Source organism: Pandoraea commovens, assembly GCF_024704525.1.
Taxonomy (GTDB): domain Bacteria; phylum Pseudomonadota; class Gammaproteobacteria; order Burkholderiales; family Burkholderiaceae; genus Pandoraea; species Pandoraea commovens.
Genome location: NZ_CP102780.1, coordinates 483,953 through 509,711, shown reverse-complemented (window position 1 = coordinate 509,711; position 25,759 = coordinate 483,953). Strand labels below are relative to the sequence as shown.

Below are 25,759 nucleotides of genomic sequence, written 5' to 3'. Positions count from 1 at the left end.
GGCCAGATGTATCAATGACGCCACGCATCCACCACGATCTGTTTCAGCAGCGGTAACAGGCCGTGGAAAAAGTGTTCGCCGCCGGGGATTACCACGACGGGCAAGGTTTGCGGACGCGCCCAGTCCAGCACCGATTGCAACGGCACCGTGTCGTCCTTCTCGCCGTGGATGACGAGCGTGTCGGCGGGCACGGTCGCTACGTCCCAGTTGCTCGCGGCCGTGCCGACGAACACCAGACGTTGGGCAGGCGTACCTGCGGCTTCGAGCGCTTTGGCCACGTGCGAGAGCACGAACGTGCCGAAAGAGAAACCAGCGAGTGCGAGCGGCACCGTTTCCCAACCCGGTTGCTGACGCATCCAGGCGATGACGGCCATCAGGTCGTCGCGCTCGCCGATGCCTTTGTCATGCTCGCCTTCGCTCTTGCCCACGCCACGGAAGTTCGGACGCACCACGGCGTAACCGAGCTGGACGAAAGCACGCGCGAGCGTCTGCGCCACCTTATTGTCGAGCGAGCCGCCGAACAACGGATGCGGGTGCGCGACGAGGGTGATGCCGCGCAGATTTTCCGGCCCACCGGCCGGGCGGTCGATAGCGATTTCGATGGCGCCGACCGGGCCGTCGATGGTGAAGCGTTCAGTCTGAGCGTTCATGAGCGAAGTAGGTCTGGAGTGCGAAGCCGCACGCATGCATCGACAATGCGGCTGGTCAGTCGATCAGTCGATCAACAGGCGCTCGACGATCTCGCCTTGCGCCAGGTGCTTCTCGACGATTTCGTCGATATCGGTCTCGTCGATGTACGTGTACCAGGTCCCTTCGGGATAGATCACGACGACCGGCCCCAGCTCGCAGCGGTCCAGGCATCCGGCCTTGTTCACACGCACCTGACCGGGACCGGCCAGACCGAGTTGCTTGACCTTCTTCTTGGCGTATTCCTGCATCGACTGCGCATTGCAGTTCGCGCACGACGGACGGTCGGCGCCCGCTTCGCGCTGGTTGAGACAGAAGAACACGTGATGCTTGTAGTACTGCGACTGGGTGGTGGCCATGTCGGTGCTTTTATGTGGGGGAATTGGCAACGTAACGACGTGTTGCGGGCATTCTAACCGACCTGCTTAAGGCTTGCGGGCGGCCCCGGCGGGCGCACTCAGCGCTCCGCACCGAAGAGACGAGGAAATGCAGATTCCGGGACACCTGGACACAGATCAGCGAAGACGCCGCTGTACCGCCATGAACAAGGCGCAGAAGGCAGCCAGACACGCGAAGCCGAAGAACACGTTCACACACGAGAGCACCAGCGCCTGTTGCGACGCGAGATTGCCCACCCACGCAGACGCCATATGCGCCGCCGTCGTCGCATCGACACTCGCGCCGAACGTCTGCTGCGCCTGCGAGACGGCCGCATTGTAGGCGGGGTTCAGCGGCGTCATCGCGGGCGTCAGTTGATGCATGAAGACGGCCTGACGGTCCTGCATCAGCACGGCCATGACGGACACCGACATCGAACTCACCAATTGACGCACGATGTTCTTCGTCTGATAGCCATGCTGGAAGACGTACTCGTCCATGCCGCGAAACGTCAGCTCGGCAATCGGAATCATCGCGAACACACCGCCAAGACCGCTCAGCACCATCGGCAGAATCAGCCACTGACTCGACACGCCCTGATAGCTCTGCGACAGCAGGAATGCGTAGCCGAGCAGGCACAGATAGCCGAGCAGCACGAACGGTTTGAGTTTCACGAACTTCGGACGCGCCATCGTGTAAATCACGGCCACGACGAGACTCGTCACCGACGCCACCGCTTGCAGATACCCCGTGTGCTCGACGCTCCAGTTCAGCCCCTGTTGCATGTAGATAGGGAACAGGTAAGACGTCGAATACGAAAAGAAGTAGTACACCGCATACCCGCCCAGCCCGAGCACATACACGGGGTTGCGCACGAGCACGCGAAAGTCGATCAGCGGCTTGTGATGCGAATACTGATGCCACATGTAGCCGATGGCGCAGATTGCCCCGACCAGACAGAGTTCGAGCAGATGCAGCGGGCTGGAGAAGAAGTCGAAGCGCGAGCGCTGCATCATGACTTCGACGAACAGCACACCCGCCGCGAAGAACACGATGCCGCGCATTTCGAATTCGCCTTCGTCGCGCAGACGTTCGCGAAAATCCGGAATGACGAGCCACGACGCCAGTGCCCCGGCCAGCGCAATCGGCACCATGACAAGAAATACCGACGACCACATGAAATGATCGACGAGATAGCTCGCGAGCAAGGGCGCGGAAATCTGCGCGCCGAAGAAGCCGTAAGTGAAGAACAACAACGCCCGCAGCCGCAATTCGGGCGCGAAACACAGGTTAATCAGAATGCGGCTCGCCGTGAACAGCGACCCTGCGCCCAGTCCGAGCACGAAGCGCGCCACGGCAAGCTCCACCGGGTTGTGCGCCATGCCGCACAGCCACGCGCCGAACGCCATGAGCGTGAGCGCACCGGTCAGAAAACCGCGATAACCCAGACGCGACGCGAGCCAGCGTTGTTTGAGAATGACGAGAATGCCAGCGACGGCGTAAAGCGTTGAGACAAAGGCGTACTCTTCCGGGGCCGCACCGACGCCGCCCGCGATATGCGACGACGCGAACACGAACATGCCGTTCTCCAGCATCTCGATGCCGGTGGCCGCCGCGATCACGGCCATCAGTACGCGCTGCCGTGTCTTGTGCGCAAACACCAATCCCCAGGTACTCATCTTCGCTCCCCAATGAAAACCGCCCGGGATCTGCCTGTAGATGCCGGGCGGTCGTGGCGCGCCAGTGTCAGTACGCCTTACATGAGAGTTTAGGAGTCGAGGCCGGCCTCACCAATGGGCAGACGGCCAATACGCTATTTCCAATTTGGAAACAATGGCGCTGGGGAATCGACCGGAAACGCTTATCGGACGGGCCTTGACGGACATTTCACCCTTCAGGCGGGCGCATCGATGCGCCCGCAAAAAATGCCGAATTTCCGGGCGCTCGTCGGCGTCAGTCCGGCTTGCCGCCGCGACGCGCCGGACCGCGATGGCTCGGGTCGAACATCGCGAGTAGGTAGATCAGCACGAGATACGGCCATGTCCACGCGAGCCAGCGCGCCAGCACGTTGAAGTGCACGTACTGCCCCTGACGCCACGACTGAAGCGCCGCCTCGTAATAGGGATTCGCAGGCAGAAGATTGACGAAGACGAGCAGGACGACCAGCGCCGCGAGCGCAACGGCGCCCCGCAGAAAACGCGGTCCGCGCCCGGCGACGCTCAGCACGAGCGCGCCGACGACCAATCCGTAAATCGCGCCTGCCGTCACCCAGTCGAACGCCTGTGCGGGCGAGAACTGCCACGCGGCCGCAATGGCCTTGATCGCGAAAGCGCTGATGAACATCGCGCACAGCAGCGGCACACGCGGCGCTGTGCGACGCATGGCCAGCGTCGCGAGCAACCCCGCGAGAATCGTGCCGCTCGCGGTCACGACCGTCTCCCACAGGGCGTGGCTTGCGACGGCATCCAGCGCCGACAGATAGTCCTGCAATTCCCCGAGCTTCGGCACCCAGTCCAAGACCAGATCGGTGACATCCGGGTCCTGCCAGAGCCAGATTTGCCGGACAAGGTCGCCGTCGCCAAAGAGAAACTGCTGCGGGTACGCCTGCGCCCACGGCCACAGCGCCAGCAACACGAGCAGCAGGCTCGCATGACGCTCGAACCACGCGAAGCGCAAATGACGGAGCCATCCGCGATCGAGCAACGGGCTGGTGAGCGGTACGGCCATCGCACCGCCAATGAGCGCGCCCAGCGCATTCGTCGCGAGATCGACATTCGACGCCACGCGCGTGGGCAGATACGTCTGCAACGCCTCCATGCCGCACGAGAACAGCGTGCCCAGCACGAACGCCGCGATCACCGCGCGCGTGCCGCGCCATGCCGGGTGCAACGCCCACACGGTCAGCACACCCAGCGGGATGTAGCCCAGCACGTTGGTGACGACATCGAACATCGTCATCCAGCGGGGCAGCGGTGCGAACAGGTAGTCGAACGGCCCGACCGCCGCCCGCTGAAACTCAAACGGGTAGAGGCTGGCGTAGGCCATCAGCAGAATCAGGCACAGCAGCGCCTGACGCGTAAGCGGAGAAGCGCGTCGTTGCCAGGGTTTGACTTCGTGCTCGGGCATCGGCGAGACGACCCGCTATCGCGACGGCGCCGAAGCGCTTACCGACGACGAGGCTGTGGAAGAAGTTGCGGAAGAAGCGGCGGAAGAAGCGGCGGGCAACGCACGCGACTGCGCAGGCGCACGTGTTGTTGCCGAAGGTGCCGGTACACGTCCGGCGAGCCACTGGATCAACTGCTTCTGCACCGCATCGCTCGCGGTAGCCAGCGCACGCGCGCCACCGGCAGCATCCGCCGTGGCGGCGGGGGCTTGGGAGCGCAACGTCGTCTGCGCGAGCAGCTTCGGCCCGTCGAACAACGTCGCACGGACCTGCACCACGCCATGACTGGCCGACGTGCTGTCGAAGTACTGCGCGAACTCTTCAAGCTCGACACGCAGCGCGGGGGCCGCCGCCGGGTCGCCCGCGGCGAGCACCACACGGTCGACGGACAGCGCCGCTCGCAGACGATCACCAAAGAGCCGTGCGGGCGACGCAAGCCAGCGACTGTTCGCATACACGCGCGCCTGATCGCCCTCGCTGGCGGGCAAGCGGTAATAAATCATGTCCGAGTCGAGCCAGCTCGGTGCGTTGACCACGACCTTGAGCGGTGACAGTTGCTGCGCACCGGCAGCCGCGACGTCGGAGGCGGGGGCGTTAGCACCGGCTGCACCGGCTGCACCATTCGCACCATTCGCACCATTCGCGCCGGCCACGGCCGACGCAGGAATCGTCGGTGGACCCAGATCGAAGCGCGCCAATGCACCCGACGGTGTCGGTGCGGCGCATCCGGCGACCAGCACCACAGTCCCCAGCGCGGCCCCAAGACCGAACAGCCATGTGACGAAGCCGCCCTTACCGTTATTCATCTCGATATCCCCTTGCGTGACGGTGTCGCGCATCATTGACCTGCCCCGGCCCCACTCGGCCACGCGAAACCGGTTTCGCCCGGCCCCGGCGGCGGCGGCGACGTGCCGAAGAGCAATGCGCGCGGATTGCGGTTGATCGTCTCTGCGGCTTGCCCCACCGCCTGCGACGTGAAGCGCAGATCGTCCGACAGACGATTCAGACGCGGCAGCGCTTCCTGTTGCAACGAACCTTCGAACGTCTGCATCGTGCCCTGGAACGCTGCGAGGCTCGACGCAGCCTGATCCGCCGCCCGCCCCACGCTATCCAGATTACGCACCAGCGGCCCCTGCGGATCCGTCAGCTGGTTCGTCAGACGATGCGCTCCAGCGAGCGTTCCATTCAGTTCGCGCACCGTTTCCGGCAGTTGCTTGGTGACCGGCTCGAGTTGCGTCGCCACACGGTTCACGCTCTGGGCGGCGGTCTTCACGCTATTGATCGAATCGACGATCGCCTGCCGATTCTCGGGATCGAGCAACTTGTTGACCGACGACGTCGCTTCCTCAAGCTGGTGCACGAGGTTGTTGCCACGTCGCTGAAGCTCGTCGACGAAGCTCGGACGCAAACGCAATTGCGCGACCTGTGTCTCGGATGACGACAGCAGGGTGCGGTCGTGGCCATCGTCATCGAGTTGCACGAAGGCCAGCCCAGTCACGCCCTGATAACTCAGCGTGGCGAACGTCGACTTGGTCATCGGCGTGCCTTCATTCACGAGAATGCGAATCAGGATCTGACCCGGCGTGCGGGGATCGAACTTGATCGACTCGACTTTGCCGACGCCCAGACCGCGATAACGCACGGCCGACTCCGGATTGAGGCCCGTCACGTTCGTGCGCGAGACCAGGTCGTAGGGCACACGGACGCGGTTGTCGCGATTGAACCAGTACACCGAAGCGGCGACGGTGGCGAGCAATACCAGTGTGAAGAGGCCCGCCATGAAAGCGTGCGATTTATTTTCCATCGTCGAGTAACTCCGAAATCTTGGCGCGCCGTGCCGCAGGCAAAGCCAGCAACGCGCGTCTGCCGCGCTCACCGAGGAAGAAGCTGTGAATGAACGGGTGATCGACACGCACCACGTCTTCGACCGGCGCGTTCACGAGTACCTTGCGATCAGCCAGCACTGCCACTCGGGTCGCCAGCATCATTACCGTGTCGAGATCGTGGGTGACCATCACGACCGTCAGGCCGAGCGAGCGATGCAGGCCGCGAACCATGTCCACGAACTCGTCCGACGCCTGCGGGTCGAGCCCGGCCGTCGGTTCGTCGAGGAACAGCAGCTCCGGCTCCAGTGCGATGGCGCGCGCAATGCCGACACGTTTGATCATGCCGCCCGACAATTCCGACGGCATGCGATTGGCCATGCGCCCCGACAACCCGACCATCTCCAGCTTGTACATCACCACATCGCGAATCAAATCCTCCGAAAGCGTATGCAGCTCGCGCAGCGGTTGCGCGATGTTGTCGAACACCGTCATCGCGGAGAACAGCGCGCCGCGCTGAAACAACATGCCCGAGCGACGACGCAGCAGATGCGCCGTGCGCCGGTCGATCATCGTGATGTCGTGCCCGAAGATACTGATATGGCCGCTGGTCGGACGTTCAAGGCCGATGATCTGCCGAATCAGGGTGGTCTTGCCCGACCCCGACCCGCCGACCAGCGCAATGATCTCGCTTTGACGCACCGTGAGATCCAGATGTTCGTGAATCGTGTGCGTGCCGTAGCGTTTCGTGAGATCGCGAACTTCGATGACCGGCTCGGCTTCGCCCGGCAACGTCGACGACACCGGTGGGCAACTGGCCGACGCACCGAACAGCACATCGCTCTGGGCCAGCGGCGACGAGACCGCAGCGGTGTTGGCAGGATCGCGCACGATAGGTTCGCTCATCAGCCGATCCCCACGTTGCGGAAGAGGATGGCGAAGACGGCATCCGCCAGAATCACCACGGTGATCGACGTGACGACCGATTGTGTCGTGCCCTCGCCAAGGCTCTGTGTGTTGGGTTTGACGCGCATGCCGAAGTGACACGCCACCAGCGCAATCAGCATGCCGAAGACCACGCCCTTGCCCAGACCGATCCACAAGTTCGCGATACGAACCGCGTTAGGTAGCGTCGTGAAGAAATAATGCAGTCCGATGCCGAGTTCGTACTTCGCTGCGATGGCGCCGCCGAGCAGCGCGACGATGTTCGTCCACATCACGAGCAACGGCATGGCGATGGCCAACGCGATGACCTTCGGCAGCACGAGTCGCAAACCGTGCGGGATATCCATCACGCGCATGGCATCCAGCTCTTCGGTCACGCGCATCACACCCAGTTGCGCCGTGATCGCCGATCCTGAGCGCCCCGCGACGAGAATCGCGGAAAGCACCGGCCCCAGTTCCCGGATCACCGACAGGCCGAGAATGTTCACGATAAACGTACTTGCCCCATACAACTTCAGTTGTTGGGCAGAAAGATAGGACAGAACGATGCCGATCAGGAACGCGACCAACGCCGTAATGCCGAGCGCCTTCGCCCCCGCACTGTAGATGTTCGCGGACATTTCCAGCCATGGCGCGCGCGACGGATGGCGAACGACACGGCCGAGGTCGATCACGAATCGGCCGAACATCGAGATGCCGTCGCGCAAATGCTCACCTAACGTGAACAGCGAATAGCCCAGTTGGCTGACGGGATCGACGCGGCGCTTGGGCACCGCACTCTGACGCGTTCGGTCGAATTCGGCGAGGTGATCGAACAGCGCACGCTGTGTGGCGGTCAGCGCGATACGCTGAGGGTACTTGCGTTGCCAGTAACGCCACAGCGCCTGCGCACCCACGTGATCGAGCCGCTCCACACAAGTGAGGTCCCACGCCAGCTCGCCGTGAGGCAACGCACGCACCAGCCCGATGAGCGTCTTCTTGCGCTGCGAAAGCGCCAACGCCGTCCACAGACCACGCAGCATGACCACCGGGCCTTGTGCCGAGGTGGTCAGCTCGAGAGTGGGTACGGCATCGAGGTTCAAAACTGAGGATCTCCTGACAACAAACTCGCCGGAATCCAGCGTGGATCCGGCATGGATCCAGCAAAATGCGCGGCAAAACGCGGTCATTGTACGGTACAGGCGCGGCCATACGATGGCAACCCGGTGGCGGCTGAAAACCTGCCGGAATTGTCCGACGCGCGCATCGGATGATGCCGAAATACGGCCATCGACGCAGGACAGACCGGCGCGGCGCCAACCTCGCCGCTACAATAGCAGCCATGAATAACGCCGCACCTTCTTCGCCCCCCGCTCCGCTCGACGCCATGGCTTCCGGTTCGCCGGAAAGCCCCGCCAGCGCGGGGGCAACGTCCGCCCACGACACCGCCGCGCGTCAGCTCGACGGTGAGCGCATTCGCTCGCGTCTGGCGGCGGTTTGCCGTGACTGGCAGATCGAAGTCGTCGACACCACGGGCTCCACCAATCTAGACCTGCTCGCGCGCCTTCGTGAAGACGCAACGTGTGCGCCGGTCGTGCGCGCCGCCATGCAGCAGACCGCCGGTCGCGGCCAACGCGGGCGCGCATGGCAGAGCTTGCCGGGCGACAGCCTGACGTTCTCACTGGCGTACGTCATGACCGGCGGTCCGGCACAACTGGCCGGATTGTCGCTGGCAACCGGCGTCGCGGTCGTGGAAGGATTGTCGGATCTACCGGTATGCGCTCCGCAGGCGCTCGGCCTCAAATGGCCCAACGACGTCCTGCTGCGCGGCGGCAAGCTCGCGGGCATTTTGATCGAGACGGTCCCGGCAGGGCCGGGGCGCATCGGCGTCGTCATCGGCATTGGCGTCAATCTTCGTCATGCGGGCGATGTGGCGACGCGCATCGACAGCGCAGCTGTTCAGAGCGCGGCGACGGCCACGCCCAGCACCGCCACGCCAGCGGTCCCTGCCACGCCGCCCGCTGCGCTCGAGTCGGTCCTCGTGGATCCGGATATGTCGTCGGTCCTCGTCGCCCTGGTTCAGCGGCTTGCGGCCATGCTTGCGCGTTTCGACGCGCAGCGCTTCGACGCGTTCCGCGAAGACTGGGAAGCGATGCATGCCTACAGTGGGTCGTCGATTCGTGTGATCGAACACGGACGCGACGTGTTGCACGGCGTCGCACTCGGCGTCGATTCACAGGGCTGCCTGCGTGTCGCGACGACCGAAGGCGAGCGCACGATCGCCAGCGGAGAAGTCTCGGTACGTTTGCTCGACCCGTCTACCGCAGCGACGCTTCCCGGAACGCAGGGAGGCCGCTGATGTCCGCGCCCCGTAAAGCGTCATCAGCATCACCGACACCCGCAAGCATGCAGGGCGCGGACGGCATGCCTGCCGCATCGAACGGCGGCGTCTATGGCAGTGCCGCCCCCTGGCTGTTGGTCGATGCCGGGAACAGCCGCATCAAGTGGGCATTGGCACCGGCCGTGCGACCCGCACACTGGCGTGCTGCCTCGCCGTCCTTCCTCGCCAGCGGCGCGGTGGATCACGCCGAGTGGCGCACGCTAGCGACACAAATTCGTGCAGGCTGGTCGGCATTGGCAGCGGATACCTCTGCGACGTCAGATCCCGACGGCAACGGGAGCCAAACCGGCGGTCGACACTTCGCGCCCAACGCTGCGCCGCTCGCCATCGGGCAGGGCGGGCAACACGACGGATTCATCTGCCCGGCACCCGCCGGCGTGTGGCTCACCAATGTCGCGGGCGATGCTGCCGAGCAAGCCGTCCGCATGACGTTGCAGACGTTGTGGGGCATGGCGTCGTCCGACTGGCTTCAGGTGCTGCGCGCGAGCGACGCACGGGCGGGTGTGCGCAACGGCTATCACACGCCGTCGCAGCTCGGCAGCGACCGATGGGCCAGCCTGATCGGTGCGCATGCCGCATGGCCGGGCGAGCACCTCCTGATCGTGACACTGGGTACCGCCACGACCATCGAGGCGTTGCGCGGCGACGGCGACTATCTCGGCGGGCTGATCGCCCCGGGCCCGGCCCTGATGCTGCAATCGCTCGCGCAGGGCACCGCGCAGTTGCCCACACTCGACGCCACGATGCCCTCGGGTGGCCAGGCATTCGCACGTAGCACGACCGAGGCCATTCTTCGCGGATGCGCTGCCGCTCAGGCCGGTCTCGTCGAACGCAGCTACGCACAGCTCGAAGCACAGCTCGGCGCACCCGTGCGTTGCGTGCTTTCCGGCGGGGCGCGTCATGCGCTCGCACAAACGCTCGCACTGCCCTTTACCGAGCACGATCAGCTTGTGCCAGCAGGACTCTATGAAGTCGCGTTACATGCGGCTGAATCGTCGGCGGCAAAAGCCACCGAGCCCCATACCCCGGCAGACGCTTCACGCGATGCCGGACACGCACGAGGAGGCGTTTGAGATGTTGCGCGCGTTGTTGCTCGTCATGTTTCTCGCGGCAAACGCAGCATTTGCGGCCGTGCAACTGGGCTGGCTGAAATGGCGTGACGTGTTGCCGGAAACCGGCCGCGAACCGGCCCGCGTCAAGACGCAACTCGACCCTACGCACATCCGGCTGACGGGCGCGGACATCAGCGGCGGGACGCCGGTACGTGCGTCGTCTGCTGCGGCAGAAGCACCGGGCAACGCAAGCGGAAGTGCCGCGTCTCCCGACACCGCCGCATCATCGGTAGCCGCAACGGCAGCGACTCAGGCGGTGGCAGCGGCTACGCCAAGCGTCGTCGCCAGCGATGCCAGCGCGGCGCAGGCGGCCGCAGCCGCCGCGACGTCTTCCTGCCTCGATATCGGCCCGTTTGCCGCAAACGACGCACAACAGGCGCGCGGTCTGCTGCTCGCCGCGTTGCCCGCCGGTCAGGGCGACATTCAGTCGGTCGCCGTCGACAAACGTTACTGGGTGCATCTCGATCCAGTACCGAACAAGGCCGCCGCAGACAAACAGGTGGCGCAATTGCGCTCGGCAGGTGTGACCGAATACTTCCTGCTCAACGACGAGGGTTCGAATATCGTCGTCTCGCTCGGGCTGTTCAACGACAAGGATCGTGCGACGCGTCTGATGGCGACCGCGCAAAAGAAAGGCCTGACGCCGCAATTGAGCGAAAGGCCGAATGCCAAGAGCCGGATCATCTATCGCATTGCCGGTATTAATGCGAACGCGGCAACGCAGGTGCGTGGCGTCGTCACGCAGCAATGGTCGGCGCAACTGGTGAAAGCATGCCCGGCACCGGCGGGAAGTCCACCCGCCGGGGTTCATTAGCAGGCCTGCGCGCGAATCGACGGTCACTCGCGGAAAATGGCGGATGTGAGTACGCGCAGTGGCGAAACGTCCCGCACGCCGCGCAGACGCATCGTCCCGCCCGCCATTCGTCAACTTGTCAGAGTCAACTCACCCGCTTCAAGTCAACGACCGGGCGCACAACGCCGGTTTGCGTACCGCGTGCGTTCTTGACGACAGGCGACACCCACGGGGCAAGACCGGTGGTTTCCGGGGCATCGACGAGGCCCAGCGCTTTGAGAACGGCTACCGCTGCGGTGTAGAGCGCACGCATGTTGCCGTCGACCACCTTGATGGCAATGCCCAGGCCAGCGGAGCGAACGCCGATGGTCTGCACACCGTCCGCGCCGATTTTCGCCACCCAGTCACCGGGTGCCATGCGCATGAAGGCCAGGTCGTTGCGTGCAGTCCCCGACACCATTTCCGGCTGCTGCGTCATCGCGTCGAACAGCGTCGAGAGCGCCGCGTCGTCACTTGCCGCGAGACGCGCGTAGGCCGCCGCCAGTTTGTCGAGCGGCAACGCGTAGTTCGGCGCGGAGCAACCGTCGATGCCCAGTGGCAGCGCATCGCCCGAAACGCCGATAACGTCGCCCACACGTGCGCGAATGCGCTGCTGCAACGGGTGCGAAGGATCGAGATAAGTGTCGAGCGGCAAGCCGTGTTGCGCGCAGTACGCGAGGAAGCCCGCGTGTTTGCCCGAGCAGTTGTGGTGCAACGGCGTCGGCTTCAGATCGGCCGGTGCGCGCTTGCCTGTGGCGGAATAGAACGTCGGCACGTGGCATCCGCACTGCAAGTGATGTTCGTCGCACCCGGCTTTGCTCAACAGGCTTTTCACGCCGTCGACGTGAAACGACTCACCGGAATGGCTCGCGCACAGCAGTGCAAGCTCAGGTTGCGTCAGGCCGAAGTGCGCCACGCCGTCGCCTTCCACGAAGGGCAGCGCCTGAAACGGCTTAAGCGTGGAACGCGAGAACGTCAGAAACGACGGATCGCCTGCGGCATAGCGCAAGCGCCCCTGCGCGTCGACGACAGCCACCGAACCGTAATGAATGCACTCGACGGTGTCGACACCGTTCGCACCGCGCGTGACTTCAACGAGAGGCGCGAGACTCATGATTGGGCCCGCACTTTCTTGAGCAGCGACGTCGTCGAGCGCTGATGTTCGAACGCAATGGCCACTGCCTTGCCGCCCCAGCCGCGCACCAGTGCAGACTCCGGCAGCTTGTCCATGTCGTAGTCGCCGCCCTTTACCAGAATGTCGGGGCGCACTGCGGCAATCAGCGCTTCGGGCGTCGTTTCACCGAACGTCACCACGTAATCGACGCTTTGCAACGCCGCGAGCAAGGCAGCACGATCGTTCTCATTGTTGATAGGGCGATCGTCGCCCTTGCCGAGCGTGCGCACAGACGCGTCGGTATTCACGCCGACGATCAGACATCCGCCGAGCGCGCGTGCTTGCGCCAGATAGGTCACATGACCGCGATGCAGAATGTCGAATACGCCGTTGGTGAACACCAGCGGGCGCGGCAGTGTCGGCGCCAGCGCGGCAAGCGCTTCGCGCGAGAGGATCTTGGTCTCGAAATCGGCCGGAGGAATGACTTGGGGAGTTGACATGACGCTCGCTCGAAGTGGACGCGCATTCGCGAAGATGGCCGCTATTGTCCCACGAGCGACCGGGCCGGCGTCGTTGATGTCGAACGCCTTGTTGGTACACCGCCTCATGCGCAGCAACACCGTCGCTGTATACGGGACGGCGCAGGCGTCGAGGTCGGGGTTCGTGCGATGGGCGCAGCCTGGTAATACGCCGAGCCACGAACCGCCAACGCAACAAAAAAGGGGCCGAAGCCCCTTTCTTGTTGATACCGATACAGCGAAGTTCGCCTGCTGAGCAGCTTATGCAGACGCCGCGACCGGTGCCGGTGCGGTCACGGCCGCGAGGCGGACGGTGATTTCCTTGCGGTAACGGTTCAGGTCTTGCGCCGTCGCGAACGTGCGCTCGAACAGCAGCGACATGTTGTGCAGAATGCGCTCGACAACCTTCTTTTCCCAGCTGTCGTCGAACTTGATTTGCTCGTCGAGCCAATGTTCGAGCCACTCCGGCTCCGGCAGACGCGACTGCACCGTATCGTTCGGGAACAGTTCCTTGTTCACGTGCAGATTGGTCGGGTGCAGCGGCTTTTCCGTGCGACGCGCCGCAGCCATCAACACGCCGATCTTCGCGAACGCAGCACGTGCGTTGTCGCCGAAGGTCGTCATGGCCTTCTTCATGTAGCGCAGGTAAGCGCCGCCATGACGCGCTTCGTCGCGCGAAATGACTTCGTAGATGTGCTTGATGACCGGCTCGGTGTGCCATTCGGCAGCACGGCGATACCAGTGGTTCAGGCGGATTTCGCCGCAGAAGTGCAGCATCAGCGTCTCGAGCGGCGGTGCCGGGTCGAACGGGAAACGCACAGCGTGCAGTTCAGCTTCGGTCGGCACGAGTTCCGGGCGGAAGCGGCGCAGGTACTCCATGAGCACCAGCGAATGCTTCTGCTCTTCGAAGAACCACACGCTCATGAAGGCGGAGAAATCGCTGTCGTCACGGTTGTCGCGCAGGAACATCTCGGTAGCCGGCAGTGCGGCCCATTCCGTGATGGCATTCATCTTGATGGTGCGCGCCTGATCGTCGGTGAGTTGGCTTGCGTCGAATTTGTCCCACGGAATGTCCTTCTCCATGTTCCAACGCACTGCCTCCAGCGACTTGTACAGTTCGGGATACAGCATTTCGGTCATTTCAATTACCCCCAAGGTCGCGAGACCTTACACCAGGACTCAAGATAGTATTGTGAAAGTTTACGCCGAATTTCGACAGACAAAACGGTGAGCGGGTCTCGGTCGGCCCCCGCCGTCCGGTTCCACGTCTTGAACCCTGCCGTCGCAGAAGGACGGCGATTTCACGCCTGTTCTCTGGCCGCATCCTGGCAAAATGGCTTAGAGCGACCCTACTAAAATATGGGCAAACTCTTGAATCATAACATAATTCCCCTTCATTACCGTGACGTCTGACACTCGCGTGACGGTAATGCGTCGTAATTTTGACGCTTGTCAAATTGTCACGCAAACCTCCTAAGCTGAGGGAACGAGAGAATTCCCAGCGCACCTCCTGATAGACGGTTGCACGCAGTCGATGCTTACCCTGCCCCGGCCGTCCAAAGGGTGATTTCAGGTGAGGCGTCAGGGTATGTCCTTGTGCCACGGGCCTGCGCAGGCCGCGCTCATGGTCTACGCTGAAAACAATCGTTCCGAATTCGCGACGACACCACCTCAGGCCGACCCGGCAGGCGCCGCTCGCCACGCGTCACTTTGAGGATAGTTCTCAGTCGCAATTACGCAACACGTATGACGGGCAGACGCACCGGCTGAACGAACCGGGCGCCGCCAATGGGCCTACCGACTCGACTTAATCCTTGATCCCTTCACCGATAGGGAGCCGAGCATGGCACTTCAAGCACATCGGGCAAACCGGGCGCACGCAGTTCATCGTCCCCACTTTGCCGCCTGGTTGCGCACCGCCTGCTTTTTGATGGCAGTGGCGGCAGCGCCTGGCGCTCTGGCGTTCGACGCCGGGCAACTCGCCTCGCAGGAAATCCCGTCTGCACATCTCGTCGGGCAGGGATCGTTCTCGCGAATGGGCTTCCATCTATACGACGCCACCCTCTTCTCCGGAGCGAATCCCCTCAGCGCCAACTGGAGTACGCATCCGCTCGTGCTCGACGTGCGCTACGCGCGAAGTTTCAAGTCCCACACGCTCGTACAACGCAGCCTCATCGAGATGAGCAAGCTGCAAGTGGGGACCGACGCCGAGCGCCAGCACTGGGCCGAAGAACTTGCGCGCATCTTGCCCGACGTCTCGGCAGGGCAGCATCTCACCGGCGTCTTCCGCCCGGGTGATGGCACACGTTTCTTCTCGGACGGCAAGCTCATCGGTCAGATCGCAGGCGACGCCTTCGGACGCGCCTTCTTCGCCATCTGGCTGGACCCGCGCACCAGCGCGCCCGACCTTCGCGCGGAACTGATCAGCGACGCCCGCTGAGCCCGCGCCCGGAAACGCGTGCCTATGGACATCGATCACGCTGCCGCGCTCACGCGCCTGACCCACTACTTCGAGACGTTGACCCGCCAGAGCCTCGGGAATCTGGGGGAGTTCTACACCCCCAACGTCTACGTCAAGACACCGCTGCACGAAGTACGCAGCGCCGCCGAAGTCGCGTCGCTCCTCACGCATCTGTTCGAGCGCCTCGACGTGCCGCGCTTCGAAATCACGGCGCAACTGCTCCAGCACAATCAGGCGTTACTCGTCTGGAACCTCCACTTTCACGCCAAACGCTGGCTCGACGACGAACAGGTCATCCATGGCGCGTCGCATCTTCGGCTCGCGGTCGACGGTCGCGTCGCCTATCAGCGCGACTATTGGGATGCGACTGAAGACGTCTATCTGAAACTCCCTTTTGTGGGACGTTTGATACGTTGGCTGCGTGAGCGCATGTTTCTTTGAGCCGCCACCGCCCGGCATAGAGCAGTTTTCTTCAATACACCGCGCAAGCCCCCGCCTACAGTCGGAACCTCACACACGCCGCCACGTGGCGGACGTGATGTTGTGAACTCGTTCGCAATGAGGATTCCGATGACCGTTTTCTATTCGATGGCCGCGTTCGCGCTGGCGGCCTCCATCACGCCCGGCCCCGTCAACGTCGTAGCGCTCGGCTCGGGCGCGCGCTATGGGCTCGTGCCGAGTCTGCGTCACGTGACGGGGGCGACCGTCGGCTTCGTCGCGCTGCTCGTCGCCGTGGGTTTCGGCGTGTACGAACTGCTGCAACGCGCGCCGGTACTCCTGCATGCTATCCAATGGTTCGGCGTGGCCTTCCTGCTGTACATGGCGTACAAGCTCGCCGTCGACGACGGCGAACTCGGCGACGCAAGCACGCAACGCGGCCCGACCGTGTCGCACGGTGCCGTCATGCAGTGGCTCAATCCGAAGGCGTGGCTTGCCGCGCTCGCGGGCATGGGCGCTTACACGGGCGGCGACCCCACACGTATCTGGCAATTCGCCGCGATCTACTTCGTCGTGTGCTGGTTGTCGGTCGGGTGTTGGGCGGCGGCGGGCGCGATGCTGCGCCATCGCATGCGCGATCCGAAACGGGTGCGACGGCTCAATCGCGTGATGGCCGCGCTGCTGGCGGGAAGTGCGGTGTATCTGGTCGCGGCGGGATGATGCGGTGGCATGACGCTCAGACCACACGCGTCTCGCGATAATGTCCCGGCGTCGCGGCGAGAAACTGCTTGAAGGTCCGCTGGAAATGCGCCTGATCGGCAAAGCCCGCATCGAGCGCGACTTCGGCGATGGCGTGTCCGCGCCGCAAACGCGCCCGCGCATACTGAATGCGCTGGTTCATGAGAAACGCGTGCGGCGTGAGGCCGAACTGCGCACGGAATGCCCGCGTCAGATACGACGCCGACAAGCCCGCCGCCGCGCTGATCTGCGCCAGCGTCAACGCCTCGCAGCAATGCGCGCGGATGAAATCCGCAGCGTCGCGCAGTTTGTGCGAGTCGTCGCGCATCGGCTTCGGCGCAGGATTCAACCGCTCGTGCACATCGATGAAGAACTGCTGCACGACGCTCTCGCGTTCCAGCCGATCACGCGACGCGTCGGTGCAAACATCGTAAAGCCGGTTCAGTCCGTCATACAGCGCGGGGTCGGTTGACGACATCGGGTCGAAAAGATGCAAATCCTGCCCGCGCGCAAACCCCAGCTCGCGCTGAAGATCGCCCAACCACGCGGTGTCGACGAATAGCATGCGATAGGCCCATGCCTCGTCGCCGATGGGATTGCAGGCGTGTACCGCGTCGGGGTTCATCACGACGACGCTGCCGCGCCCTACCGTCTCACGCGCGTGACCGTTCAGATACGTGCTTCGACCGCCCGTCACCGCGCCGATGGAGAACGTCTCGTGACTGTGCAACGCGTAGCACACGCGCCGCCCGTCGAGCACTTCGCGGGCTTCGATGAACGGCAACGCCGGGTCGCGCCAGAACGTCGACGGGTATGGACATTTAACAGCGGGGCATGCGACAGCGGAACGGGACGATTTCGACATACGCGCGGCTCAGTGAAGACGGCAATGATAGCGGGACATTGGAGACACGGGAGACGTGGCGTCCGTCCGTCTCATGCCGCAGGCTTCCCGGTATCCGCCACGGTGTCGGGATCGATCGACAGCGGCGAGTTGGCCGGTGGCGCGGCACCGCCGACCGCACCGGATTCGACGTCGTCGAGCGGGCTGGTGCCATCGGCTTCGGCGACGAGCCACGCGGCAATCGCGTCGCGCTGCGCGTACGCGTCCGCTTCGCCGAGCGCGATCAGCTCCTGCGTGTAGGACGACTCGAACAGCAAGTAACTCGCAAACGCGGCACCACGCTCGGCATCCGCGCCGATCGCGCCCAGCATCGTGCGCACTGCGCGCGGTAGTTGCTTCAGATGTCGTGCCGCAATCGGCTCGAGACGCTGGCTCGGCGAAATCAGCAGCGTCTCAATAGGACGCCATCCGCTCGACTCGCGTTGCGCCTCCGGCACGTATCGCAGCACATTGTTGATGTGTTGCAGACGTTCCAGATCCGCCGACAACCCGTCGATGAACACGCTCGCCAGCGCTTGCCCGCCGATCTGCGCGAGGCTCGGATAACCGCTGATGCGTTCGCCGCTGCTATCGAGTCCGTACTGTCCGTGCGACGCTCCGATGATCAGCACACGCGAGGCCCCCAGGTGAATCGGCGGACTGAGCGGCGCGATCTGACGCATCGAGCCGTCGCCGAAATACTCGGGCTGCCCGTCGAGATCGAGTTCGATGGCCGGAAAGAGGAACGGGATCGCGCTCGATGCCAGCAGGTGCTCGACAGTGAGTGGCACAGCGCGCGCGAGCCGTAACGAGCGCTTCCACGCCTGAATCGGCTCGGCGCTTTGATAGAAGGTGACGTGTTTGCCCGAGGAGTACGACAACGCAGTGACCGACAGGGCTTCGAGCGCACCGGAGGCGAAAACATCAGGCAACCGGTCCAGACGAATAGCCTGGCGCAGCATATCCGCCAGCGGGGACCAGTCGAACAGCGAGCGCGGCGAGCGGCGCAACGCCCAGCCGAGGGAGATGGCGGCGAGCCAGCGCGCACCGGTGCCCGCCATGCCCAGCGAATCGGCACGAAACACCTGACCGGCGTGAAACTGACGCCAGACGGCATCGAGCTTCATGACCCCGTGCTGGAAATCGTCAGCATGCGAAGCGAGTGCAGCGGCATTGATCGCGCCCGCCGACGTCCCGCAGACAATCGGAAACGGGATCGCCCGTCGCGACGGCAGGACCTCGCGTTGTATCGCGGCAATCGCCGCGAGCACGCCGACCTGATACGCGGCGCGTGCGCCTCCGCCCATCAGGACGAGACCGGTACGTTCGCCTGAGATCATGGGGGGCCTCCTCTGCCTTCGCTGTCGTTATTTTTCCCTCGCCGTCAGCCGTCCGGGCAAGCGACCGAAGTCGCGCGCCCTACCACTTCCAGGCGGATTGTTTCCCTGTGCTGCCCGATGCACGGCCCTTGGCGGACGCTTGCGTCGGGGTATCGCCCTCGGCCTTTGCCGACGACGTGCGTCCCGGCGTTTTAGCGGATGTCTTGGCCGACGTCTTGGCCGCAGCGGATTTGGTCGCCGTTTTGGCGGACGTCTTCTTGCTGGCCGGTGCGCGTTTAGCCGCCGTCTTCGGTGCTGCCTTCGTTCCCGTCGCGGCGCGCTTTGCGGGTGCCGCCGTCTTGTCGGCTGCCTTCGCTGCGGCCTTCGTGGCTCCCGAGGCCTTCGTTGCCTTGGCCGCTGCGTCGGACATTTGTGCCGCTGCGGCTTCGGTCATCTGCGCGGCCGAGACGCCTGCCGCCTGCGCGGCAGCGGCAATCTGGTCGAACTGCGCGCGCATGGCGTTGAACCACATCGACGGGTCCAGCGCGCCGTAGGCGCTGCTCGCCTGCCCAAAAGGCGATGCCGACGCGGCTTCGTTCTCGGCACCGGCTTCACGTGCAGCGCCCGGCTCGGCTTGCGGTTCAGGTTCGGGCGCACTCGCCTGCGGTTCCGGCTCGACGTCCTGCGCCGGTTCGGAGGCGGCAAACGGCGAACGCCAAAGGTTGGCAGCGTCCGCCTGTCCGAACGGGGATGCACCGGTGTCGGCGGCCCCGGTGTCGGTCGTGCCCGTCGCACCAAAGCTGCCCGTGCCGAACGCGCGCAGCGTCGCGTACGTGGCGCGCTGCACTTCGAAGGCCTGAATCGTCGAGCGCAGCACGTTCAGGTTGAGTGTGAGCCACTGTTCCACCGCACGCATCTCGGCAATGCGATTTTCGATTTCGTTGGGATCGAGCAACGGCGCGGCGCTTTGCATCAACTGCGTCAGCGGCGAGGTGAATGTCGCGGGCGGACTGAACGCCTCCCACATCTTCTTGAGAATGTCGAAGCCGTTGGGCATGGCACTCGTCGAATCGCTCATTACAGTCTCCAGTCGGGCACGGACGGCAGGTGAAGCACACAGGGCGTATGGCTATCGATCATACGCCGAGCTTGCGCCAGCGGTGTGTCAAAACGGGGCGTCGCCACCGAAGTCCGGTGCGCGGCGATCCCGCAGCGACGCCAGACCCTCGCGCACGTCCGGTCCGGAGAAACCCATGAATTCGAGCGCCAGCGACGCGTCGAACGCCGGTCCGGCGCTGCGTAGCCAGTTGTTCAGTGCGTATTTCGTCCAGCGAATCGCCGTGCTGGAACCGCGCGCGAGCTTGTCGGCCACTTCGAACGCCTTCGGCAGCAGGTCCGCCTCGTCCACGGTGAGCGACACGAGTCCGATGCGCTCGGCCTCCTCGCCCGTCACCGGCTCGCACAGCAGCAGGTAGTACTTCGCTTTCGCCATGCCGCACAAAAGCGGCCAGACGATGGCGGCATGGTCGCCCGCTGCCACCCCCAGACGCGTGTGTCCGTCAATGATGCGCGCCGTCTTCGCGGCAATCGAGATATCGGCGAGCAAGCCCGCCACCAGCCCCGCGCCGACCGCCGGGCCGTGCATCGCGGAGACGATGGGCTTGCTGCAATTGATCACGTTGTAGACGAGATCGCGCGCCTCGCGCCATACTCGCGCTCGCACGGCGAAGTCGTCGGCCATGTCTTCGACGAGCGACAGATCGCCGCCGCCGGAAAAGCCCTTGCCCTCACCGCGAATGACGACGGCGCGCGTCTCGGCGTCGCGGTCGATATCGCGCCACACGTCGGCCAGTTCCTGATGCATGCGATGGTCGGCCGTCGACAGACCGCTCTTGTTCGCCCCGGCGCCCATGATGAGTTCGAGCACGCCGTTCGGATGCCGCTTGAATTGCAGCGACTGGTAGTGTTGATACGGGTCTTGCGACATGGCTTACCGCTCCAAAAAAATATCCCCGCACAGGCGGGGATGGGAAACAGCGGCACCGGACATGCCAGCGCCACCGACGGTCAACAGGTCAAATGCGAGGATGATGCAGGACGGACATGACGTCCCGCATTCGGAAGTCGCAGTGATTACGGGGCGATCACCCACTTGCCGTTTTCGATCTTGACCATCACGCGGGCGCGCTGGTCGAGGCCGAGGTGATCGGTCGGGCTCATGTTGGTGATGCCGTTCGAGACGTGCACGTCCTTGGTCGTTTCCAGCGCGTCGCGCAGCGCCTTGCGGAATTCCGGCGTGCCCGGCTTGGCCGTCTTCAGCGCAATCGGAATCGCGCGCTCAAGCAGGATACCCGCGTCCCAGGCGTACGAACCGAAGGCCGCCACCTTGCCCGCGCCGTACTTGGCGTCGAACTTCTTGATGTAGTCGAGCGCGACCGCCTTGGCCGGATGATCGTTCGGCAGTTGCGATGCCACGAGCACCGGGCTGGCCGGCAGGTACGTGTTGTTGCAGTCCTTGCCGCACACGCGCAGGAAGTCGTTATTGCCCACGCCGTGGTTGTGATACACGAGGCCCTTGTAGCCGCGCTCGGCGAGTGCCTTAGGCGGCATCGCTGCCGGGGTACCGGCGGCGCCCACGACGACGGCATCCGGGTTGGCCGCCGTGATCTTCAGGATCTGGCCGGTGACGCTCGCATCCGTGCGTGCGAAGCGCTCGCTCGCGACCATCTTGATCTTGTGCAGACCGGCGAACTTGGCGACTTCTTCATAGAAGGCTTCGCCCAGCGCATCGCCCTGTCCGATGAAGGCCATCGTCTTCACGCCGTGACGGCTCGCATGCTCGGCAATCGCAGAGGCCATCTGCGCGTCGGTCTGCGGGGTCTTGAACATCCAGTAACGCTTGGCGTCGACCGGCTCGATGATGCGGGCGGACGAGGCGAGCGAGATCGTCGGCGTGGTGCCGGCAGCGATCACATCGAGCATCGCCAGCGTGTTCGGCGTGATCGACGAGCCGATGATGGCGTCGACGTGGTTTTCGGAGATGAGCTTCTTGGTGTTCTGAACGGCGGTCGTGGTGTCCGACGCGTCGTCCAGCACGATCCAATCGACCTTCTGTCCGCCGATTTCCCTCGGCAGCATGGCGACAGTGTCGCGCGCGGGCAGGCCGAGGGAGGCCGCCGGGCCGGTGAGCGAGATGTTCACACCAATCTTGACCTGAGCGGCAGCGCCGCCGGCCAACGCCAGCAACATCGCACCCAGCAGGGCAGTGCGCACGGGGTTTCGCATGGAATTCTCCTGGTCTGGCCTGCGCTGGATTTTTGTAACGCGGGCATCCCGGGACGGACACCTCGCGCCGCGCCGGCGAAAGTAACGGCCGGTGCGCAAACCTGCCAAGCATGCGCACCGACTCAAGGAGACAAAGAATAGCGGAGGCAGAATTCCCCGCCATATCCGGGTTCACCCTATGGACGTATCGTCCGATACCCCGTGAAGTCACGCCGGATATGGCTTGGAGCCATCTTTACTTTTCCCGTCCGCGCGGTTGGTGTACTCGTTGGCCGTACCGTTCGGACTACGATTACTCGTCCAGCGGTGCGACCGCCTGATCGATCGCCCCGAAGATCGTCTTGCCCTGCGTGTCGAACATCTCGATGCGCACACGGTCGCCGTAACGCATGAACTCGGTCACGGGCGCACCCTTCTCGATGGTCTCCAGCATGCGCTTCTCGGCAATGCACGCGCTGCCACGGCTGCGATCCTTGTTCGATATCGTGCCCGAACCGACGATGGTCCCGGCGCGCGCGTTACGCGTCTTGCACACGTGCGCAACCAGCTGACCGAAGTCGAACACCATGTCTTCGCCGCACTCCGGTGCGCCGAACTTCTTGTCGTTCCACTTCACCGTCAGCGGACGATGCACACGACCGTCGCGCCAGGCATCGCCTAGTTCGTCGGGTGTGATGGCGACCGGCGAGAATGCGCTGGCCGGTTTGCTCTGGAAGAACCCGAAGCCCTTGGCGAGTTCGGCCGGGATCAGGTTGCGCAGGCTCACGTCGTTGACCAGCATGAGCAGACGCACGCCTTCGAGCGCGCGCGCCGGGCTCGCGCCCATCGGCACGTCCGACGTCACCACGGCGATCTCGGCTTCGAAGTCGATGCCGAAGTCTTCCGAGGCGCAGACGATGTCGTCCGTCGGCCCGATGAAGTCGTCGCTGCCGCCCTGATACATCAGCGGGTCGGTCCAGAATTCGGGAGGCATTTCCGCGCCGCGTGCCTTTCGCACCAGCTCGACGTGATTCACATAGGCCGAGCCGTCGGCCCACTGATACGCGCGCGGCAACGGCGCCATGCAATCCGCCGGATCGAACGCGAAGGTGTTGCGCGCGCGGCCGTGGTTGAGTTCGGTATAGAGCGAGTGCAGTTGCGGCGCGTAGAACGTCCAGTCGTCGAGTACGCGTTGCAGCGTGGGGGCGATGGCGTCGGCGATGCAGGCGGTCGACAGGTCGCGCGAGACGACGATCAGTTGACCGTCGCGCGTGCCGTCCTTACGGGTAGCGAGTTTCATGTGATGGCGTCTGCAGGCAATTACGGGAGTTTTAGCGGATTCGGATAAAGCGGATTCCAATTTGAGGCCCGGCGATTTTGGCCCGATAGAATGGCGCTTGATGCCGACGATTCTACCTGAGCGCATCGACCGGGCACGGGTCGAGCAGCGCCCCGGCGAGCGGCCATGACAACTATTCAAGAGACACATGACAGCGCCTGAACAACACAACGAGAGCGAGATCGAGCGTGAGAAGGACGGCAGCGCAGCCCCCGACGAGGAGAAGACCCGCTCGGGCATTCAGTCCATCGAAGTGGGCTTCCGTCTGATCGAAGTCCTCACCGAAGCGTCGAACGCCATGATGCTGCGCGACCTCGCGCACGCGGCAGGCATGAACCCTGCCAAAGCGCACCGCTATCTGGTGAGCTTTCAACGGCTCGGACTCATCGTTCAGGACCCGGTTAGCGGACGTTACGACCTCGGCCCCTTCACGCTGCGCATGGGACTCGCGCACCTCGCGCGCATCGACGCCTTCAAGGCCGCGCGCTTCGCCATGTCGGAACTGCGCGACGCCATCGATCAGACCGTGGGACTGGCCGTCTGGGGCAATCAGGGGCCGACCGTGGTGCACTGGCTCGAATCGACGTTCCCGATGCGTGTGCCGCTGCGTCTGGGCGACGTGATGCCCATGCTCGAATCGGCTGCCGGTCGGCTCTTCGCCGCCTATCTCCCCGAGCGTCAGACCGCGCCGCTCATCGACGCCGCACTCGCTGATTTGCAACATGCGTCGCGTCATCATCTGCCCGCGACGCGCGCGGAATACGAAGCGGTACTCGACGACGTGCGCGCGCATCGGGCGGCGCGCGTCGAAGGCACAGTGCTGCCGTCCGTCAATGCGTTCTGCATGCCGGTGTTCGACGCGACGGGACAACTCGTGATGGGTCTCATGGCGCTCGGCCCCGAGAGTCGCTTCGACGCGCGCTGGGGCGGCCCCATCGACACGGCCTTGCGCACGCTCGCGCAGAATCTGTCCGCCGACCTCGGACACGCGCAGGCGCCCGGGGGAAAGCGCTGAGAGTTGAGGGATGAACGGCAGACAGCAGGGACTGTCGAACTCAGTTCATCGCAATATGAGATCCTGAGCTTCTGACGTCCCGATCGATTCCATCTCGTGTCTTTGCCGCCCACTGGTACGCCGCCTCAAGCGACACCCGACATGCCTGCGGTCACCGATTCCTCGGCGACCCCGGGCATGACTGACGTCGCCGGGCAGACGCTTGCGCGGCCGTCGGGCGCTAAGCGACCGGGCAGACGTTGGGGTCTGTGGGCCGCCGTGCTCACGGCGGTGTTCGTCGCACACGTGCTCATCGCGTTTTGGGTCGCCGTCCATCGCACGACGCTCGACGACACGCCGATCCCCAGCATTCCGATCACGCTGATTCCGCTCAAGCCGGTCGCGCCACCTGAACCGCCAGCACCGCCGCCACCCAAACCCAAGCCGGTCGCCAAGCCACGTCCGCATGCCCCTGCGCCGCCCGACACGCTCGCCGCACCGGTTGCGACGGATACGCCCGGGCCGATGGCGGCGTCGGAGACCGTGGCGGGCGAAGGCGATACGCCCGGCGCAAAGGCTTCGGACGCCGCAGCCGCACCCAGCGTGCCGCTCACGGCCGCCGCCGCGAATGGCGACAAGTTCGATCCGCCGCCCTCCGTCACGCTGACCTACGACGCGCTCATGAACGGCGTGCGCAACCAGACGGGTCAGCTCCACTGGATCAACGAGAACGGGCATTACGCGCTACGGGTGGCCGTGCCGATCATCTTCTTCGGCACGTTCGAGTTCATCAGCGAAGGCGGCTACGACGCGAACGGCATCGCGCCGTCCCGTTATGTGGAAAAACGCGGGCGGCGCGCGGAATACATCACCGATTTCCATCGTGACGCCACGCCCACACTCCACTTCTCCCGCTCGGGGCAGTCGGTGCCGCTTGCACCCGGCGCCCAGGACCGGTTCAGCGTGATGATGCAGTTGGCGAGCTACGCGCGGGGCAATCCCGAACGCTATACCCAGGTCGGGGTGACGCACGAGTTCACCGTGGTCGACACCGACAGTAGCGAGGTGTGGCCGGTGCAGTACGTCGGCAGCGAGACGATGGCCACACCCAACGGCTACGTCGAGACGCGCCATTTCACGCGTCTGCCGCGCAAGGCGGGCGACGAGCGGCGCGTGGATATCTGGCTCGCGCCATCGCTCGACTGGCTGCCGGTGCGCGTAAAGCAGACGGAACCGTCCGGCAACGAGTTCGAGCTGATCTTCACGGAGAAATCGGCCCCGTAATGAAGGACTAAACCCCTCGTGACACAGGGTTTTCCGTCCCGAAAATCGACGCAAAATTCCTTAGAATTTTGAGTGATGCAGGCGGCA

The 25,759-nt window shown here is 64.2% G+C and carries 25 protein-coding genes; 8 read left to right on the top strand and 17 right to left on the bottom strand.

Going from position 1 to position 25,759, the window contains the following annotated elements; all coding sequences use genetic code 11:
* Nucleotides 1-11 precede the first annotated feature (11 nt).
* From NTU39_RS02700 to NTU39_RS02665, 8 genes are all read right to left on the bottom strand, one after another.
* On the bottom strand, nt 12-650 hold the full coding sequence (locus tag NTU39_RS02700) for an alpha/beta hydrolase (RefSeq protein WP_150664099.1): 639 nt from the start codon (nt 648-650) through the stop codon (nt 12-14).
* Nucleotides 651-713: 63 nt separating this feature from the next.
* Nucleotides 714-1,046 (bottom strand): (2Fe-2S) ferredoxin domain-containing protein, encoded by a 333-nt coding sequence (locus NTU39_RS02695; protein ID WP_039395291.1) that lies wholly within the window; start codon nt 1,044-1,046, stop codon nt 714-716.
* Between the two features lie 156 nt (nt 1,047-1,202).
* Nucleotides 1,203-2,744, bottom strand: coding sequence for an MFS transporter (locus tag NTU39_RS02690; protein WP_257959147.1), 1,542 nt, complete (start codon nt 2,742-2,744; stop codon nt 1,203-1,205).
* 274 nt (nt 2,745-3,018) lie between these two features.
* Nucleotides 3,019-4,191: a VanZ family protein gene (locus NTU39_RS02685; protein WP_150664097.1), complete on the bottom strand. Its 1,173-nt coding sequence runs from the start codon at nt 4,189-4,191 to the stop codon at nt 3,019-3,021.
* Nucleotides 4,192-4,206: 15 nt separating this feature from the next.
* Entirely contained in the window at nt 4,207-5,070 is an 864-nt protein-coding gene (locus tag NTU39_RS02680; protein WP_257959146.1) for an ABC-type transport auxiliary lipoprotein family protein, read from the bottom strand.
* Nucleotides 5,067-6,032, bottom strand: a complete 966-nt coding sequence (locus NTU39_RS02675; RefSeq protein WP_150664095.1) for an MlaD family protein — start codon at nt 6,030-6,032, stop codon at nt 5,067-5,069. Before NTU39_RS02675 ends, NTU39_RS02680 begins: the two co-directional genes overlap by 4 nt.
* Nucleotides 6,022-6,957 carry an ABC transporter ATP-binding protein gene (locus NTU39_RS02670; protein WP_257959145.1) on the bottom strand — a complete coding sequence of 312 codons (936 nt, stop codon included), beginning with the start codon at nt 6,955-6,957 and terminating at the stop codon, nt 6,022-6,024. The genes NTU39_RS02675 and NTU39_RS02670 overlap by 11 nt, the downstream gene beginning before the upstream one ends.
* The gene (locus tag NTU39_RS02665; protein ID WP_373275355.1) at nt 6,957-8,078 is read right to left on the bottom strand and encodes an MlaE family ABC transporter permease; all 1,122 of its coding nucleotides are present in this window, start codon (nt 8,076-8,078) and stop codon (nt 6,957-6,959) included. The genes NTU39_RS02670 and NTU39_RS02665 overlap by 1 nt, the downstream gene beginning before the upstream one ends.
* A gap of 239 nt (nt 8,079-8,317) precedes the next feature.
* Between NTU39_RS02665 and NTU39_RS02660 the strand changes: the two genes are divergently transcribed.
* From NTU39_RS02660 to NTU39_RS02650, 3 genes are read left to right on the top strand one after another with little or no spacing between them, the layout of a single operon-like run.
* The gene (locus NTU39_RS02660; RefSeq protein WP_257959144.1) at nt 8,318-9,334 is read left to right on the top strand and encodes a biotin--[acetyl-CoA-carboxylase] ligase; all 1,017 of its coding nucleotides are present in this window, start codon (nt 8,318-8,320) and stop codon (nt 9,332-9,334) included.
* Nucleotides 9,334-10,449 (top strand): type III pantothenate kinase, encoded by a 1,116-nt coding sequence (locus NTU39_RS02655; RefSeq protein ID WP_257959143.1) that lies wholly within the window; start codon nt 9,334-9,336, stop codon nt 10,447-10,449. The genes NTU39_RS02660 and NTU39_RS02655 overlap by 1 nt, the downstream gene beginning before the upstream one ends.
* 1 nt (nt 10,450) lies before the next feature.
* A complete protein-coding gene (locus tag NTU39_RS02650; RefSeq protein WP_257959142.1) occupies nt 10,451-11,302 on the top strand; it encodes an SPOR domain-containing protein in 852 nt (283 codons plus the stop codon).
* Nucleotides 11,303-11,426: 124 nt separating this feature from the next.
* On the opposite strand, the gene NTU39_RS02645 is transcribed toward NTU39_RS02650, so the two are convergent.
* The 3 genes from NTU39_RS02645 to NTU39_RS02635 form a co-directional block, all read right to left on the bottom strand.
* Nucleotides 11,427-12,434 carry an asparaginase gene (locus NTU39_RS02645; protein ID WP_257959141.1) on the bottom strand — a complete coding sequence of 336 codons (1,008 nt, stop codon included), beginning with the start codon at nt 12,432-12,434 and terminating at the stop codon, nt 11,427-11,429.
* Entirely contained in the window at nt 12,431-12,934 is a 504-nt protein-coding gene (gene rfaE2 / locus NTU39_RS02640; RefSeq protein WP_257959140.1) for a D-glycero-beta-D-manno-heptose 1-phosphate adenylyltransferase, read from the bottom strand. The genes NTU39_RS02645 and rfaE2 overlap by 4 nt, the downstream gene beginning before the upstream one ends.
* A 279-nt stretch (nt 12,935-13,213) precedes the next feature.
* Nucleotides 13,214-14,083 (bottom strand): ferritin family protein, encoded by an 870-nt coding sequence (locus tag NTU39_RS02635; protein WP_174984604.1) that lies wholly within the window; start codon nt 14,081-14,083, stop codon nt 13,214-13,216.
* Nucleotides 14,084-14,795: 712 nt separating this feature from the next.
* Here NTU39_RS02635 and NTU39_RS02630 point away from each other — a divergent pair.
* From NTU39_RS02630 to NTU39_RS02620, 3 genes are all read left to right on the top strand, one after another.
* Nucleotides 14,796-15,392 carry a chalcone isomerase family protein gene (locus tag NTU39_RS02630; protein WP_257959139.1) on the top strand — a complete coding sequence of 199 codons (597 nt, stop codon included), beginning with the start codon at nt 14,796-14,798 and terminating at the stop codon, nt 15,390-15,392.
* 24 nt (nt 15,393-15,416) lie between these two features.
* Nucleotides 15,417-15,854, top strand: a complete 438-nt coding sequence (locus NTU39_RS02625; RefSeq protein WP_150664088.1) for a nuclear transport factor 2 family protein — start codon at nt 15,417-15,419, stop codon at nt 15,852-15,854.
* A 129-nt stretch (nt 15,855-15,983) separates the two neighbouring features.
* Nucleotides 15,984-16,571, top strand: a complete 588-nt coding sequence (locus tag NTU39_RS02620; protein WP_150664087.1) for a LysE family translocator — start codon at nt 15,984-15,986, stop codon at nt 16,569-16,571.
* Between the two features lie 16 nt (nt 16,572-16,587).
* On the opposite strand, the gene NTU39_RS02615 is transcribed toward NTU39_RS02620, so the two are convergent.
* The 6 genes from NTU39_RS02615 to NTU39_RS02590 form a co-directional block, all read right to left on the bottom strand.
* Nucleotides 16,588-17,454, bottom strand: a complete 867-nt coding sequence (locus tag NTU39_RS02615) for an AraC family transcriptional regulator (RefSeq protein WP_257959138.1) — start codon at nt 17,452-17,454, stop codon at nt 16,588-16,590.
* 71 nt (nt 17,455-17,525) lie between these two features.
* Nucleotides 17,526-18,812: a patatin-like phospholipase family protein gene (locus NTU39_RS02610; protein ID WP_150664085.1), complete on the bottom strand. Its 1,287-nt coding sequence runs from the start codon at nt 18,810-18,812 to the stop codon at nt 17,526-17,528.
* Between the two features lie 79 nt (nt 18,813-18,891).
* Nucleotides 18,892-19,869 (bottom strand): PhaM family polyhydroxyalkanoate granule multifunctional regulatory protein, encoded by a 978-nt coding sequence (locus tag NTU39_RS02605; protein WP_150664084.1) that lies wholly within the window; start codon nt 19,867-19,869, stop codon nt 18,892-18,894.
* Nucleotides 19,870-19,956: 87 nt separating this feature from the next.
* Entirely contained in the window at nt 19,957-20,778 is an 822-nt protein-coding gene (locus NTU39_RS02600) for an enoyl-CoA hydratase/isomerase family protein (RefSeq protein WP_150736572.1), read from the bottom strand.
* 146 nt (nt 20,779-20,924) lie between these two features.
* Nucleotides 20,925-22,076 (bottom strand): ABC transporter substrate-binding protein, encoded by a 1,152-nt coding sequence (locus tag NTU39_RS02595; RefSeq protein WP_150664082.1) that lies wholly within the window; start codon nt 22,074-22,076, stop codon nt 20,925-20,927.
* Between the two features lie 292 nt (nt 22,077-22,368).
* A complete protein-coding gene (locus NTU39_RS02590; RefSeq protein WP_150664081.1) occupies nt 22,369-23,355 on the bottom strand; it encodes a fumarylacetoacetate hydrolase family protein in 987 nt (328 codons plus the stop codon).
* 187 nt (nt 23,356-23,542) lie between these two features.
* Here NTU39_RS02590 and NTU39_RS02585 point away from each other — a divergent pair, with 187 nt between their 5' ends.
* Nucleotides 23,543-24,409, top strand: coding sequence for an IclR family transcriptional regulator (locus NTU39_RS02585; protein WP_150664080.1), 867 nt, complete (start codon nt 23,543-23,545; stop codon nt 24,407-24,409).
* 177 nt (nt 24,410-24,586) lie between these two features.
* Entirely contained in the window at nt 24,587-25,672 is a 1,086-nt protein-coding gene (locus NTU39_RS02580) for a DUF3108 domain-containing protein (RefSeq protein WP_257959137.1), read from the top strand.
* Nucleotides 25,673-25,759 lie beyond the last annotated feature (87 nt).

Excerpts from the sequence above, each read along its gene's own strand:
- NTU39_RS02700 (WP_150664099.1), bottom strand. The coding sequence starts at position 650 with ATGAACGCTCAGACTGAACGCTTCACCATCGACGGCCCGGTCGGCGCC.
- NTU39_RS02695 (WP_039395291.1), bottom strand. The coding sequence starts at position 1,046 with ATGGCCACCACCCAGTCGCAGTACTACAAGCATCACGTGTTCTTCTGT.
- NTU39_RS02690 (WP_257959147.1), bottom strand. The coding sequence starts at position 2,744 with ATGAGTACCTGGGGATTGGTGTTTGCGCACAAGACACGGCAGCGCGTA.
- NTU39_RS02685 (WP_150664097.1), bottom strand. The coding sequence starts at position 4,191 with ATGCCCGAGCACGAAGTCAAACCCTGGCAACGACGCGCTTCTCCGCTT.
- NTU39_RS02680 (WP_257959146.1), bottom strand. The coding sequence starts at position 5,070 with ATGATGCGCGACACCGTCACGCAAGGGGATATCGAGATGAATAACGGT.
- NTU39_RS02675 (WP_150664095.1), bottom strand. The coding sequence starts at position 6,032 with ATGGAAAATAAATCGCACGCTTTCATGGCGGGCCTCTTCACACTGGTA.
- NTU39_RS02670 (WP_257959145.1), bottom strand. The coding sequence starts at position 6,957 with ATGAGCGAACCTATCGTGCGCGATCCTGCCAACACCGCTGCGGTCTCG.
- NTU39_RS02660 (WP_257959144.1), top strand. The coding sequence starts at position 8,318 with ATGAATAACGCCGCACCTTCTTCGCCCCCCGCTCCGCTCGACGCCATG.
- NTU39_RS02655 (WP_257959143.1), top strand. The coding sequence starts at position 9,334 with ATGTCCGCGCCCCGTAAAGCGTCATCAGCATCACCGACACCCGCAAGC.
- NTU39_RS02650 (WP_257959142.1), top strand. The coding sequence starts at position 10,451 with ATGTTGCGCGCGTTGTTGCTCGTCATGTTTCTCGCGGCAAACGCAGCA.
- NTU39_RS02645 (WP_257959141.1), bottom strand. The coding sequence starts at position 12,434 with ATGAGTCTCGCGCCTCTCGTTGAAGTCACGCGCGGTGCGAACGGTGTC.
- rfaE2 (WP_257959140.1), bottom strand. The coding sequence starts at position 12,934 with ATGTCAACTCCCCAAGTCATTCCTCCGGCCGATTTCGAGACCAAGATC.
- NTU39_RS02635 (WP_174984604.1), bottom strand. The coding sequence starts at position 14,083 with ATGCTGTATCCCGAACTGTACAAGTCGCTGGAGGCAGTGCGTTGGAAC.
- NTU39_RS02630 (WP_257959139.1), top strand. The coding sequence starts at position 14,796 with ATGGCACTTCAAGCACATCGGGCAAACCGGGCGCACGCAGTTCATCGT.
- NTU39_RS02625 (WP_150664088.1), top strand. The coding sequence starts at position 15,417 with ATGGACATCGATCACGCTGCCGCGCTCACGCGCCTGACCCACTACTTC.
- NTU39_RS02620 (WP_150664087.1), top strand. The coding sequence starts at position 15,984 with ATGACCGTTTTCTATTCGATGGCCGCGTTCGCGCTGGCGGCCTCCATC.
- NTU39_RS02615 (WP_257959138.1), bottom strand. The coding sequence starts at position 17,454 with ATGTCGAAATCGTCCCGTTCCGCTGTCGCATGCCCCGCTGTTAAATGT.
- NTU39_RS02610 (WP_150664085.1), bottom strand. The coding sequence starts at position 18,812 with ATGATCTCAGGCGAACGTACCGGTCTCGTCCTGATGGGCGGAGGCGCA.
- NTU39_RS02605 (WP_150664084.1), bottom strand. The coding sequence starts at position 19,869 with ATGAGCGATTCGACGAGTGCCATGCCCAACGGCTTCGACATTCTCAAG.
- NTU39_RS02600 (WP_150736572.1), bottom strand. The coding sequence starts at position 20,778 with ATGTCGCAAGACCCGTATCAACACTACCAGTCGCTGCAATTCAAGCGG.
- NTU39_RS02595 (WP_150664082.1), bottom strand. The coding sequence starts at position 22,076 with ATGCGAAACCCCGTGCGCACTGCCCTGCTGGGTGCGATGTTGCTGGCG.
- NTU39_RS02590 (WP_150664081.1), bottom strand. The coding sequence starts at position 23,355 with ATGAAACTCGCTACCCGTAAGGACGGCACGCGCGACGGTCAACTGATC.
- NTU39_RS02585 (WP_150664080.1), top strand. The coding sequence starts at position 23,543 with ATGACAGCGCCTGAACAACACAACGAGAGCGAGATCGAGCGTGAGAAG.
- NTU39_RS02580 (WP_257959137.1), top strand. The coding sequence starts at position 24,587 with ATGACTGACGTCGCCGGGCAGACGCTTGCGCGGCCGTCGGGCGCTAAG.